Origin of the sequence: Halobacteriovorax sp. HFRX-2_2 (genome assembly GCF_043196705.1) — a bacterium.
In the GTDB taxonomy this organism is placed as follows: Bacteria; Bdellovibrionota; Bacteriovoracia; order Bacteriovoracales; family Bacteriovoracaceae; genus Halobacteriovorax_A.
In genome coordinates, this window is the sequence record NZ_JBEBMT010000002.1 from 1 (window position 1) to 12,815 (window position 12,815).

At 36.3% G+C, this 12,815-nt stretch carries 13 protein-coding genes; all 13 read left to right on the forward strand.

The annotated features are described in order from the left end of the window. The first annotated feature begins 211 nt into the window (after positions 1-211). Positions 212-2,665, forward strand: coding sequence for a DNA translocase FtsK (locus ABMA79_RS05180; protein ID WP_393090844.1), 2,454 nt, complete (start codon positions 212-214; stop codon positions 2,663-2,665). A gap of 185 nt (positions 2,666-2,850) precedes the next feature. Continuing rightward, a complete protein-coding gene (rpsB, locus tag ABMA79_RS05185) occupies positions 2,851-3,630 on the forward strand; it encodes a 30S ribosomal protein S2 (RefSeq protein WP_021268438.1) in 780 nt (259 codons plus the stop codon). Between the two features lie 26 nt (positions 3,631-3,656). Then, positions 3,657-4,541 carry a translation elongation factor Ts gene (gene tsf / locus ABMA79_RS05190; protein WP_393090847.1) on the forward strand — a complete coding sequence of 295 codons (885 nt, stop codon included), beginning with the start codon at positions 3,657-3,659 and terminating at the stop codon, positions 4,539-4,541. A gap of 78 nt (positions 4,542-4,619) precedes the next feature. After that, complete coding sequence (gene pyrH / locus ABMA79_RS05195) at positions 4,620-5,327, forward strand: UMP kinase (RefSeq protein WP_392858031.1); 708 nt, start codon at positions 4,620-4,622, stop codon at positions 5,325-5,327. Between the two features lie 17 nt (positions 5,328-5,344). Continuing rightward, positions 5,345-5,902: a ribosome recycling factor gene (gene frr / locus ABMA79_RS05200; protein ID WP_021268360.1), complete on the forward strand. Its 558-nt coding sequence runs from the start codon at positions 5,345-5,347 to the stop codon at positions 5,900-5,902. A 15-nt stretch (positions 5,903-5,917) separates the two neighbouring features. Beyond that, positions 5,918-6,673, forward strand: a complete 756-nt coding sequence (gene uppS / locus ABMA79_RS05205; RefSeq protein ID WP_392858033.1) for a polyprenyl diphosphate synthase — start codon at positions 5,918-5,920, stop codon at positions 6,671-6,673. A gap of 11 nt (positions 6,674-6,684) precedes the next feature. Then, positions 6,685-7,503: a phosphatidate cytidylyltransferase gene (locus ABMA79_RS05210; RefSeq protein WP_393057094.1), complete on the forward strand. Its 819-nt coding sequence runs from the start codon at positions 6,685-6,687 to the stop codon at positions 7,501-7,503. 8 nt (positions 7,504-7,511) lie between these two features. Next, positions 7,512-9,062, forward strand: a complete 1,551-nt coding sequence (gene rseP, locus ABMA79_RS05215) for an RIP metalloprotease RseP (RefSeq protein WP_393090850.1) — start codon at positions 7,512-7,514, stop codon at positions 9,060-9,062. After that, the gene (locus ABMA79_RS05220) at positions 9,062-9,658 is read left to right on the forward strand and encodes a hypothetical protein (RefSeq protein ID WP_393090853.1); all 597 of its coding nucleotides are present in this window, start codon (positions 9,062-9,064) and stop codon (positions 9,656-9,658) included. Before rseP ends, ABMA79_RS05220 begins: the two co-directional genes overlap by 1 nt. 36 nt (positions 9,659-9,694) lie before the next feature. Further along, positions 9,695-10,282: a hypothetical protein gene (locus ABMA79_RS05225; protein ID WP_393090856.1), complete on the forward strand. Its 588-nt coding sequence runs from the start codon at positions 9,695-9,697 to the stop codon at positions 10,280-10,282. A 13-nt stretch (positions 10,283-10,295) separates the two neighbouring features. Continuing rightward, a complete protein-coding gene (gene pssA / locus ABMA79_RS05230) occupies positions 10,296-11,057 on the forward strand; it encodes a CDP-diacylglycerol--serine O-phosphatidyltransferase (RefSeq protein WP_392858043.1) in 762 nt (253 codons plus the stop codon). Beyond that, complete coding sequence (locus ABMA79_RS05235; protein WP_393090859.1) at positions 11,038-12,012, forward strand: hypothetical protein; 975 nt, start codon at positions 11,038-11,040, stop codon at positions 12,010-12,012. Before pssA ends, ABMA79_RS05235 begins: the two co-directional genes overlap by 20 nt. Further along, positions 11,999-12,763 carry a tRNA pseudouridine(38-40) synthase TruA gene (truA, locus tag ABMA79_RS05240; RefSeq protein WP_393090861.1) on the forward strand — a complete coding sequence of 255 codons (765 nt, stop codon included), beginning with the start codon at positions 11,999-12,001 and terminating at the stop codon, positions 12,761-12,763. Before ABMA79_RS05235 ends, truA begins: the two co-directional genes overlap by 14 nt. The last annotated feature ends 52 nt before the right edge of the window (positions 12,764-12,815 follow it).

The following is a 12,815-nucleotide window of genomic DNA, read 5'->3' on the forward strand; positions in this document are numbered from 1 at the left end:
GCCCGCTTGCGCCGAAGGTAGTGCCAGGGTAACTTGGTGTGAGACTAGGAAGATGCACCTTCTATATAAAAAGCCAGATCTTATGATCTGGCTTTTTTTGTTTGTGGCCATAAAATTTCTATTTTAATACTCTATTTGTTTTTCTCTTGCTTCTAGAAGGGTTTTCGGCCTTTTCTTTTGCCTTTACTTACATTTCATATACAATAGAAGTATGAAGAAAAATATCCTTAAAACTCAACTAGTTATCCTATTTATCTTAACATTATTCTCTTTTATCTCTTTTTATTTTGGAAATGATTTACCGGATAATTACTTTACGATTACATCTGATAACTCGGGTAATATTTTAAGTTATTATTTCTTCTCAATGGTTAAGTTTGGTTCTTACTTCAGTGGGCCTTGGATTTTGATTCCATTTTTTGTTTTTTCGCTTTGTCATACTTTTATTTACGACAAGCGTGAGTATATGGTTGATGTCTTAAACTTTTTTCCTCTAGTCTTCTTTTCTGGGGCCGTATCATTTTTCTTTTTTCAAGATGCACTAGGAATTGGCCTACAATATATTTTAAAGAATGCTTTCACATCTCTTTGGTTAGGCATTTATACAAGTGTAGCTTTTGGCCTATTTTTGTTTGGAACATTTAGAGGCGGGTTTAAGGAAAGTATTGTTAAGGCTTTTAATTTTACTAAGGCCGTACCAACTAAAGCTATACAAGCAAAGCAAGCGCTTGCTGCTCCATTTGAGAAGAAAAAGCCTGTTGCTCAGATTGAACACGATAATAGCCTTCGTAAAAGAATGGATAGTATCCTTAAAGATGATAAGAAAGAAGAGGAAGATAAGAAAGAGAGTTCATTATTTGCCTCACTTAATAAAATTAAGCCTCAGAATATTTTAAAAGCAAAGACTACTGTTGAAGAAAGGGCAGTAGTTGAAGAAGATAAAGACGAAGAAATTGAAGAGGCCGTAATTAAACCACAGATTACACGTCCTGCTTTTGATGAATCAAATACAGTCGTTCGTAGTACACAAGAAAGCATTGAAGCTTCTAAAGCCAATGATGAGAGTAGCGATCAATCTGAAGAAGGCGCAGAAAGAGGGCCACAAGTTAAAAAGATTCTTGTTACCGCTCCTCTTAATCGTATGGCCGATACATCTACGGATAATCAATATTTTAATATTGTTGATACAGCTACTGAAGCTACAATTGAAAAGGTTTCAAATGAACCTGATAAAGCATACTTTGAACAAATTATTACTCTCTTAGAATCAAAACTTACAGAATTTAAGATTGAGGGTGAAATTGTAAACGTATTAAAAGGTCCAGTCGTTGATACTTTCGAATTTAGACCTGGAGCTGGTGTTAAGGTTTCTAAGATTGCAGGTCTTGCTGATGACTTATCTTTAGCGCTTTATGGTGCTCCAATTCGTGTTGTTCCTGCAATGATGGGAAAAGATACTGTTGGTGTTGAAGTTCCAAGAAATCCACGTGATATTATATATTTAGATGAAGTATTGAGCTCTAAAGAGTTTCAGAATGCTAAGTACTCACTTCCAATTGCTATGGGGAAGAATGCTTTTGGTGAATCTTTTGTTATTGATTTAGCGACGTGTCCACACATGCTTGTTGCTGGTGCAACTGGTGCTGGTAAGTCGGTATTTATTAACTCACTTCTAGTTTCACTACTTGTTAAGAAGTCACCAAAGAAAATGAAATTAATTCTTATTGACCCTAAGCAACTTGAGATGGCCCTTTATGCAAAACTTCCACACCTACTAATGCCTGTTGTAACTGATGCAAAAACTGCATCAATTGCACTTCTTTGGGCCTGTCAGGAAATGGATCGTCGTTATGGAATTCTTGCTGACTTTGGTGTTCGTAATATTTCTGGTTTCAATGAGAAGCTTAAGAGAGCGACTCCTGAAATGCTTGCTAAGATTCACCACCATTATGAAGACACAACAGCTGAAGACTACGAACTTCCATATATTGTAATCATTGTCGATGAGTTTGCTGACCTTGTTCTTACTAAGGCCGGAAAAGAAATCGAAAATAATATTGCACGTATTGCTGCTAAGGCACGTGCTGCCGGTATCCACCTTGTTCTTGCAACACAAAGACCTTCTGTTGATGTTATTACAGGTGTTATTAAGTCAAACTTCCCAACACGTGTTGCCTTTAGGGTATCTTCACGTACCGACTCGAGTACGATTCTTGATAAAATCGGTGCTGAAAGACTACTTGGTAAAGGGGATATGCTTTATAAACATGGTATTAACACACAACGTGTTCACTCTTCATATGTTGATGAAGTAGAAATCGAGGCCCTAACTCAGAAATTAGAGGCCCTAGAGTCAGGTTTTGATGAGAAAGCAATGGAATTTCTTGAGAATGGTGGAGAAGTAGAAACAGATGAATACTCATATGGTTCACATATCACGCCAGCAGCTTCATCAAATTCAGGTGATGCTCTTTATGATGAAGCCGTAAAAGTTGTCATGGAATCTCGCTCAGCGTCAGCGTCTATGCTACAGAGAAGATTAAGAATTGGTTACAACAGAGCAGCAAATCTTATTGAGGAGCTTGAAAAACGTGGTGTCGTAGGTCCTGCTCAGGGTGCTAAGCCGCGTCGCGTTCTCGTTGATGGAAACTCACCAACTCTATAATTAAAAGGCCCTTTCTTTCGGTAAGTTAGGGCCAATAATTCCTCTAAAAATATTACAAAAAAATATTGAATCCGCAGTGTCATCGTGTTAAAAATGCACCATCGCAATATCGCGAAATAAACAGCTACTCGAAGGGTTGGTCCATTCGGTTCGAGTTAGTGTATTTAACCAACTGCGGAGTTCGTATGTCAGAATTAAACATTAATGATCTTTTAAAAGCAGGTGCACACTTTGGTCACCAGACTCACAAGTGGAATCCAAAAATGAAGCCATATGTATTTGGTGAAAGAAACGGGATCTATATTGTTGACCTTGCTAAAACTATTCCTTTAGCAAAAAAAGCTTATGACTTCCTAAAGAAGACTTCTTCTGAAGGTAAGCCAATTCTTTTCGTAGCTACAAAAAGACAAGCTTCTGAAACTGTTAAGACTGCTGCTAAGTCATGTGGTGCATATTATGTAACTAACAGATGGCTAGGTGGGATGCTTACAAACTACAAAACAATCAACCTTTCAATCGATAAACTAAGAAAAGTTGAAAAAATGAAAGAAACAGGTGACTTCGAGTTACTAACTAAGAAAGAAAGAATCAAAGTTGGTAAAGAAGTTGAAAAGCTAGAGAAAAACCTTGGTGGTATCAAGGATATGAGAAAGCTTCCAGGTGCAATCGTAGTTGTTGATCCAAACAATGAAAGAATTGCTGTAAAAGAAGCTAACAAGCTAGGTATTCCTGTTGTTGCAATTGTTGATACTAACTGTGACCCAGAAGGTGTTGACTACGTTGTTCCAGGTAACGACGATGCAATCAAGTCGATCACTCTTTTCTCTGATTACTTCGCAGGTGCTATCGCAGGTAGTGCAAGCAAAGCTAAAGCAGCTGGTAACCAAGTTACTGATAAAGCTCTAGAAGAAGAAATTCTATCTAAGTATGAGAAGGACATCGATTTAGCTGGTGAAGAAGAATAATTAATAATTAATTAGCGAGGTAAAAAATGGCTATTACGGCAAGTGCTGTTAAAGAATTAAGAGAAAAAACTGGTGCAGGTATGATGGACTGTAAGAAAGCTCTTACAGAAACTAATGGTGACCTAGAGGCAGCAGTAGATTTCCTAAGAACTAAAGGTCTAGCAAAAGCTGCTAAGAAAGCAAGCCGTGTTGCTGCTGAAGGTACAGTTGTATCTGTAGTAGAAGGTAACAAGGGTGTTATTCTTGAAGTTAACTGTGAAACTGACTTTGTTGCTAAAGGTGACGATTTCCAAGGTTTCGCAAGTAATGTTGCTGCTTGGACTCTTTCAAATAAGCCAGCTTCTATTGAAGAACTTAAAGATGCTAAGAATGCTGAAACAACTGAACTTACTATGAAATGTGGTGAGAAAATCGACCTAAGAAGATTTGCTGCAGTTGAAACAACAGGTGTTCTTGGTTCATATAACCACGGTGGAAAAATTGGTGTTCTAGTTGAGCTAGGGACTGATAAGACTGATGCTCCAGAAATTGCGGAACTTGCAAAAGATATCGCAATGCACGTTGCAGCGGCTAACCCATCTTTCTTAACTTCAGATGATATTGATGAAGATTACAAAAAGAGAGAAGAAGAAGTTTACCGTGCACAACTTAAAGAAGAAGGTAAACCTGAAAACATGATCGATCAGATCGTTAAAGGTAAACTTGGAAAACTTGCTAAAGAAGTATGTCTTGTTGAGCAAGTATTCATTAAGAACCCAGACTTTACTATCAAGAAGCTTGTTGCTGACGTAGCTGGTAAAGTTGGTGGTGATATTACTGTTAAAGCTTTCCACAAAATCAACCTTGGTGAAGGGATTGAGAAGAAAGAAGACAACTTAGCTGAAGAAGTTGCTAAGATGACTCAACAGTAAAATTAATTACTAAATATAAGAAAGGGCTTTTTTAAGCCCTTTTTTTTTGCAATTTGATTGTAGTGTTATTGGGGACATATGAAATATAAAAGAATTCTATTAAAACTTTCTGGTGAGGCCTTAGCTGGTGAAGCTGGTTATGGTGTAACTCACGATGTTCTTAACCAAATTTCTGAAGAGGTTAAAGAACTGGTAGCAATGGGTGTAGAAGTTGCTATCGTTGTTGGTGGTGGAAATATCCACCGTGGTGTAGCGGGAGCGACAAGAGGTATGGATCGTACTTCTTCAGACCATATGGGAATGTTGGCGACTGTCATAAATGCACTTGCGATGCAAGATTCACTTGAGCAAAAAGGTGTATTTACGAGAGTAATGTCGGCTATTAATATGCAAGAGGTATGTGAGCCATATATTAGACGTCGTGCTGAGAGACACCTTGAAAAGAAGCGTGTTGTTATCTTCGCAGCAGGTACAGGAAACCCTTACTTTACGACAGATACGGCAGCTGCCCTAAGAGCAAATGAAATTGACGCACAGGTAATTTTTAAAGCGACAAAAGTTGACGGAATCTATGATAAAGATCCTATGAAATATGATGACGCAGTCAAGTTTGATCAATTAAAATATATCGACGTATTAAATAAGGGAATCAAGGTTATGGATTCTGCTGCTATCTCACTTTGTATGGATAATGAGATGGAAATTGTGGTATTTAATATGTTTGAAAAAGGTAATATTGCTAAGGCCGTAGCAGGCGAGAGCATTGGAACTAAAGTACTTAAATAATTTATAAGAGGTATATTATGATTAATGAAATTAAATCATCATTAGAAACTGGTATGTCAAAGTCAATTGATTCTCTAAAGCATCAATTAACAAAAATCAGAACTGGTCGTGCATCAGCTTCTGTATTAGATGGTGTTACTGTAGACTACTATGGTTCACCAACTCCTGTTAACCAAGTTGGACAGGTTTCAACTCCAGAAGCGAGACTTCTTCAAATTCAACCATTTGATAAAACTCTTATCAGTGAAATTGAAAAATCAATCATCAATGCAAACTTAGGACTTAACCCATCAAATGACGGTAACCTAATTAGAATTGCATTCCCTGCACTTACTGAGCAAACAAGAAAAGAGCAGGTAAAAGAAATTAAAAAGATTGGTGAAGATAGCAAAATCGCAATTCGTAACGCTCGTCGTGACGGAAATGAACTTGTGAAAAAAGCTGAAAAAGCTAAAGAGATTTCTGAAGATGATTCAAAGAAGTTTCAAACTGAAATTCAGACTGTAACAGATAAGTATACAAAACAAGTAGACGAGATCATTGCAGCAAAAGAGAAAGAGCTTCTAACTCTTTAATCTTTACTTGAATAAATGATGAACTTTCAAACGTCTAAATTAAAACATGTTGCAATTATAATGGATGGCAATGGGCGCTGGGCACAGAACCGCGCTCATCGTCGTGTATGGGGACATGTGCGTGGAAGTTCTGTTGTTAGTGATGTTGTTGAAAAAGCTGACGACATGGGAATTAAGGCCCTGACTCTTTATGCATTCTCTACTGAGAACTGGGGCCGCCCACCTTCTGAAATTAGAACTCTCTTTCTTCTTTTAAAGAAATTTCTTATCAAAGAGAGAACGAGGGTTTTAAAAAATAATATTAAGTTTAATATTATTGGTGATATTTCAAAACTTCCAAAAGATACAATTGAAATTATTAATCGACTAAAAGACGAGTCGAAAGATAATACTGGTTTAAAGCTTACTTTTGCATTTGGTTATGGTGGACGCGCTGAAATTATTAGTGCTGTAAACAAACTAATTGCTGAAGATATTGAAGTTACTGAGGAGAATATTTCTCAGGCCCTTCACGCCCCTGAGTTAGGTGATGTTGACCTAATGATTAGAACTGGGGGAGATCAAAGAATCTCAAACTTTCTATTATGGCAAATTGCATACGGTGAATTATATTTCACTGAAACGATGTGGCCAAATTTCACATGTAAAGAATTTGAAAATATTATTTATGAAGTCGAAAAACGCGAAAGACGTTTTGGACAAGTTTGTGAAACTGAATCACTGGCCGCTTCAAAAAATAAGATTAGAAAGAATATTAGATTAATAAATTAAACGGAATTAAAATGACAAATACTCAAAAAAGAGTCCTATCTGCCATTGTAATGATAGGTATCGTCGCATTAGCATATTCTATTGGCGTTGTAGGTATTGAAGCACTCCTTATCGTTGTTAGTGCTGCCTGCTTTTATGAATTCGCGAAGAATTTTCTCTCTCTCAAAGTAACAGGTATTTTCACACTCATTAACTTTGTTCTTTTACTTGGAATTCAGTTTTGGGCAATGAATAATAATCATGTATTTGATGGACTTCTTATTCCTTCAATTGGTTGTTTATTAAATCTTGTTCTAATAGGTTATTTGTTCATTTCTCCAATGGAGTCGATGAATTTTGTTAATCTTTTAAAGCGAGTAACAATTTTAAGTATGGTGATATTTTTGATTCCATTTCTTAATCTTCATTCACTTCTTAATCATGCTAATTGGCAAGCTCTTGTAATTATTCTACTTGTATTTAACTTCGGTATGGATACTGGGGCTTGGTTCTTTGGAAAGAATTTTGGAAAGACTAAATTATGGGCCACTGTAAGTCCTAATAAGACTGTTGAAGGTTTAATTGGCGGGGCCGCAACATCTGGTCTATTGGGAACTTTAGTATGGTATTATTTAATAGGTGATTTTGCGGTAAAATATATACTGATCTTTTTTATTTTAGGTATTTTAAGTCAAGTCGGTGACTTGATTCAGTCTAAGTTGAAAAGACAAATAGGTGTAAAGGATAGCTCGAACTTAATTCCTGGGCATGGTGGGGTTTACGATCGAATCGATAGTCTTCTCTTTGTTATACCGTTTTACACACTATTGTTGAGTTATAAGATTTTATAAGGGTTAGTATGTTAGAGAAAATTGTTATATTTATTTTATTTTTAGGTCCACTCGTATTTTTTCATGAGCTAGGGCATTTCCTATTTGCAAGACTCTTTGGTGTAAGAGTTGAGGTTTTTTCAATTGGTTTTGGTCCAAAACTATTTAGATGGAAAAAAGGTGACACAGAATACGCCATCTCTTTAATTCCACTTGGTGGATATGTGAAGATGTTTGGAGATGATCCATTCAACAAAGATGGTATTTCTGAAGAAGAAAAGAAATTTTCTTTTATCCATAAGAAAAAGTGGCAAAGATTTTGGATTGTTTTTGGAGGTCCTCTTGCTAACTTTATTCTTGCCTTCTTTATCTTCTTTGCACTTTTCTTAACAGGTGAAAAAGTTCCAGAAATAAAAATTGGTAGTGTTGCCAAAGAAACACGCTTTTATAAGCTAGGCTTTAGAAGTGGAGATATTGTTAATAAAGTTAATGAGCACCTGGTAACTTCTCCAAGTGATATCGTTTTGGAGAGTGATGGCCACATTAAGTCTTTAACTGTTGAGCGTCTAGGTCGAAAAGAAGTTGTGAAGGTTGATATGAAGCCTGAGCAATTCTTTGAAGAAATGGTAAAGTATCCACCTTTCTTACTACTGCCAATTGTTAAATCTGCAGATGGAAATCTATTCATTGTTTCTAAAGGTAATAAACCAAATACTGACTATAGTTTAGAAGAGCTTGCCATTGAGGCAGGACATCTCGATCTTTTTCCTGTTAAGTCTATTGATAGTGAAACGAGTCAGCCGATATTTGATAAGGAAGCTAAGGCCGTTGCTCATCTCGATGTAACGAATGGTCTTAAACACGCTCTTTTTACAAATAACTACTTTCCTATGGATCTAGTTGTTAAGAGTGTTCAGATGAAGTCTCCTGCGGATAAAGCAGGACTGTTGGCCGGTGATATTATTACTTCAGTTAATGGAAAAGAAGTTAATTCATTTGATGAGCTTAGAGGTGAAATCCAAGAAAACGAAGGTCAGGCTTCACTGAAAGTTATTAGAAAGGGTGAGAGTAAAGAGTTTAATATTACTCCTGACGTTAGAACTGAAAATGGTAAAACAGTTAAGTTAATTGGGGTTTACAGCCATGGTATTTATGCCGCTGGTAAGTATGTCACAACTGAGCCAATGAATTTTTTCAAAGCAATTCCAAGAAGTTTATATCGTACATGGGATGGAGTTGTTAAAACATTTGAAGGCTTTAAAAAACTAATTACAGCGGAAGTTTCATTAAAGAATATTGGTGGGCCACTTACGATTGGAAAAGTTGCTTCCGATTCTTTCAATACTTCAATTTCATATTTCTTCCAGTTGATGGCGTTAATTTCTATCAACCTTGGTGTTATTAACTTATTCCCAATTCCTGTATTAGATGGTGGGCATATTGTTTTTCTAATTTTAGAAGCAATTAACGGTGGGCCACTATCAAGAAGAAAGTTAGAGATTGCCCAGCAATTTGGTCTTTCTATTCTATTACTACTAATGATTGGGGCGTTGTTTAACGATTTTACGCGATTCTTCTAATGATTTACTTATTTATTGATACATCACATCTTCTACACTTTGGAATTTTAGACGAAAACTTCTCTTGGATTGAAGATGTTGTTGTTGAAACAAAGAAGACTTCTGAAGTTCTTCATGAAAATATACACGCTTTACTTTCAAAGCATGGCCTTGATGTGAGTAATATTAAAGGTCTTATCTCAATTGCTGGCCCAGGTTCTTACACTGGCATGAGAGTAGGAGAAGGCCTTGCTCAAGTTTTTGAGTTAGATGATATTGAAGTTTTCTCATTTTATAGCTCTGATATTCCAAGTATTCTTGGACAAGACTCGACTCACTGGATGTTTCCGGCATTTAAGAAAGAGTATTATATTCGTACAAATGATGAGGAGAAGCTCCTAACACAAGCTGAATTTGAAGCATTTTGCTCGGGTATTGTGGATAAGTCACAATTATATACTCATGGAGCAAATGAGCTTTCAGAGCATTGTGAAGGGGATACTCGAGAGGTGCTACGTAAGAACCCCGCACCGGTTTTTAGTAAGGTTGTAAGTGAAAGAATGAGACAGAGGCCTTATTATTTCCGTCCGCTTCACGTCGAATTTAAAAAGTCTTAGTATGACATGTCAGTTGAATATTGATAAATTATTAAAGTGAAAATATTTTATCTATCTAAGTCCACAATCAACTTTATTATAGTAGTAGCATTTCTATTATTACTATTATTCGGCTTTTATTTATTTTCAATCTACTTTGTTATCGTAGGTATATTTCTATTCCTATTTAGAAGGAAGTTGAGTTCATTCAAAGAAGATCAAGTAACAACTCGTGGATCGATTTATGCTCCTGTAACAGGGAAAGTTGTTGGTATTAATAAAATATCGAATAACGTTTCTGAGCTATCAATTAGAATGGGACTATTGAGCGGATATGGGATATATTTACCAATTTCGGCGAGAGTAAATAACGTTATTTTTAATGACAAGGACTTTGGAACAAAAGTTACTTTAGAAGACTCTAACGATAGAAAGATTAGACTATTTTTTATAAATTCATTTTTTAAACGTGACCCAGAACTAATTGTATTACCAGGGGACCTTGGAAGAAGACAAGTTGATATTGGTTTCTATCCATTAGGTGCTACTGTAAAAATGCAAGTCGAAAACTCTGAACTCCTTGTGGCCATGAATGAAAAGGTTAGGGGCGGGGAAACAATCGTAGGTCGCTATATAGAAGAATAAGAAGGAAATTCAAATGACAAGATATGACGGACAACCACATAAACTAACTTTTTTCTTACCGAATGTTTTTACAGCGTTAAATATGGGGTGTGGATTTGCTTCAATTATCATGGCCATGAAGGGTATGTTTTATCCTGCATGTATGATTCTACTACTGGGTGCAATTTTTGATAGTGTTGATGGAAGAGTTGCACGTTTGACAGGGACACAGTCTCAATTTGGTGAACAATTTGACTCTATTAGTGATGTTATCTCTTTTGGAATGGCCCCAGCTTTAATTGTCTACTTTAAGTTCTTTCAGGGCCTAGGAAGACCTGGGATGGTTATTTCATTCTTGTACTTACTATGTGGTGCTCTAAGACTTGCAAGATTTAATGCGAATATTAATAAAGTTCCATCTAATTACTTCCAGGGCCTACCAATTCCTGGTGGAGCGTTGGCAATTATTGGCTTTATTATGGTGACACTGGAGTTTAACTTTGGTGACTATCAGAGTTACTATGCGGCCGCATATGTGATTTTCTATTCCCTACTAATGATCTCAAATATTCCGTTTAATTCTTTTAAAAACTCGGATTATGTAAGAAAAAATCGCCGCAAGGTTCTTGCAATGATTCTTCTCATTCTAGTATTAATCCTTATTTACGAGCAACTGATGATTTTTGTGCTGATTACGGCCTATGTTGTTGGATGTTTAGTGTATAATATTTTTAGTAAGGATACTAAAGTTGAACTGTTCGACTGGGAAGATAAAGATGAAGAAAGCGAATCTTAAAAACCTCTTAATTTGTACGCTATTAATTTCAAGTACAAATGTTTTTTCTATAGACTTTAATCAGCCTCTGCCTGGAGAGTTAGATTCAAATGATTCTCCGTATGAAAATGATCAAGGTTCTAGTGATGAGGAAGATAAGAATTCGATTCCAGATATCTTTGGTTCAACGCCTCAGCAATATACAGATGAAGAACTTAAAAATGCTGTAATGAGTTCACAAGATAAGGAGTGGTTGAAAACGGCCACTGATGAAGATTCAATCTTAAGAGATCCAAGTCCAAATTCATATGTTGAGTATAAGACTGAAGATTTATTAAAAAATACGTATCAGAAAGCAGATACTCAAATTGGTTTTACTTATATCTACGATACTTATGATTATTCAGATAGTACGGGAACTTTTGAATCAACATTTCAAAACGATAATTCTGAAGCTGACTCGATTCAAGCAGGTTATCTTACGTTCAATTATAGAAGTTATTTTCAAAGAAATATTGTCTCGACATTCTTTCAGGGAAATCTTGGTGTTTCATTTAACTCAGGAAAAGGAAAGTTTGGGAACGGAACAATTTCACGAACAACATTTAATCTATGGTTATTTCCAATTGATTTAAACCTTGGTGCGAAGTTAAACCTTGGAAAGAAAGTTTCGATTACTGCTCAAGGTGGGCCAGTAATCGCTCCTATTTGGCAAAATAGAGATGATCGTGAACAAGGTGATGACGATAAGGATATTCGCCAAGTAGGTTACGGTTATAATGCTTCAGCTTCGATTGATTTTTCGATTTATAATATCTTTCCAAATTTTGGAATGGACCTAAAGAAGTTCAGTGACATTAGCGAAATGAGCATTAGTCTCATGGCCAAGACAATGGATATTTCAGGATTTAAAAGAGATGACTTTAGCGTAAGCGGAATGTCTTTTGGTATAGGCTTTAACTTTGAGTATCTATAAAGTTACTTTTTCGTACGATGGAACGAATTACTTTGGATGGCAGAAGCAAATAGGCCAGCAAAGTATTCAGGGTGAAATTGAAAAAGTTTTAAAACAATTATCTAAATCTGAAGAGATACAAGTTGTAGGTTGCGGAAGAACTGATACAGGTGTTCATGCAATTTTTCAGGTCACTCGAATAACTCTTCCCATTGATATTAATCCAAAAGCACTTATGCGTGCACTTAATAGTCAATTACCAGATGCAATAAAGGTTGTGGACTCCGAATATGCTCCTGATGATTTTCAACCGGTTTTTAATGCAAAGAGCAAAACTTATCGTTACGTATTCTCAGAAAAAAAACAGCCTAATCCATTCTTGAGAAACTATGTGACTTACCTGGGCAAGGATTTCGATTTGGCCAAGCTAAATGAAGCATGTCAGCTATTTATCGGCGAGCATGACTTTGAGGGGTTTTCTACCAAAGGAACACCTGTTAAGTCGACAATTCGAAAAATAACAAGCTGCAATGTCTTTGAGAGTGAGATGAGTTATGGGCCAGGGCTTAAAGAAAATGTCTTTATCATGGAAATTACTGGTAGTGGCTTCTTGAAGCAGATGGTTCGCTTAATTGTTTCGAGTATCTGGTCGTGTGCTCAAGGAAAGATTTCAAGAGAAGTTATTGTGGGGCAATTGACCAATCCAGGTGCTGAAAAGGTTGCTCCGACTGCACCACCGCAGGGCCTATTTTTGGTTAAGGTTGAGTATTAGGCCAATTGAAACCCCTTATATTCATTGACTTTTTGCCATATTCTAGCTAATT

Excerpts from the sequence above, each read along its gene's own strand:
- ABMA79_RS05180 (WP_393090844.1), top strand. The coding sequence starts at position 212 with ATGAAGAAAAATATCCTTAAAACTCAACTAGTTATCCTATTTATCTTA.
- rpsB (WP_021268438.1), top strand. The coding sequence starts at position 2,851 with ATGTCAGAATTAAACATTAATGATCTTTTAAAAGCAGGTGCACACTTT.
- tsf (WP_393090847.1), top strand. The coding sequence starts at position 3,657 with ATGGCTATTACGGCAAGTGCTGTTAAAGAATTAAGAGAAAAAACTGGT.
- pyrH (WP_392858031.1), top strand. The coding sequence starts at position 4,620 with ATGAAATATAAAAGAATTCTATTAAAACTTTCTGGTGAGGCCTTAGCT.
- frr (WP_021268360.1), top strand. The coding sequence starts at position 5,345 with ATGATTAATGAAATTAAATCATCATTAGAAACTGGTATGTCAAAGTCA.
- uppS (WP_392858033.1), top strand. The coding sequence starts at position 5,918 with ATGATGAACTTTCAAACGTCTAAATTAAAACATGTTGCAATTATAATG.
- ABMA79_RS05210 (WP_393057094.1), top strand. The coding sequence starts at position 6,685 with ATGACAAATACTCAAAAAAGAGTCCTATCTGCCATTGTAATGATAGGT.
- rseP (WP_393090850.1), top strand. The coding sequence starts at position 7,512 with ATGTTAGAGAAAATTGTTATATTTATTTTATTTTTAGGTCCACTCGTA.
- ABMA79_RS05220 (WP_393090853.1), top strand. The coding sequence starts at position 9,062 with ATGATTTACTTATTTATTGATACATCACATCTTCTACACTTTGGAATT.
- pssA (WP_392858043.1), top strand. The coding sequence starts at position 10,296 with ATGACAAGATATGACGGACAACCACATAAACTAACTTTTTTCTTACCG.
- ABMA79_RS05235 (WP_393090859.1), top strand. The coding sequence starts at position 11,038 with ATGAAGAAAGCGAATCTTAAAAACCTCTTAATTTGTACGCTATTAATT.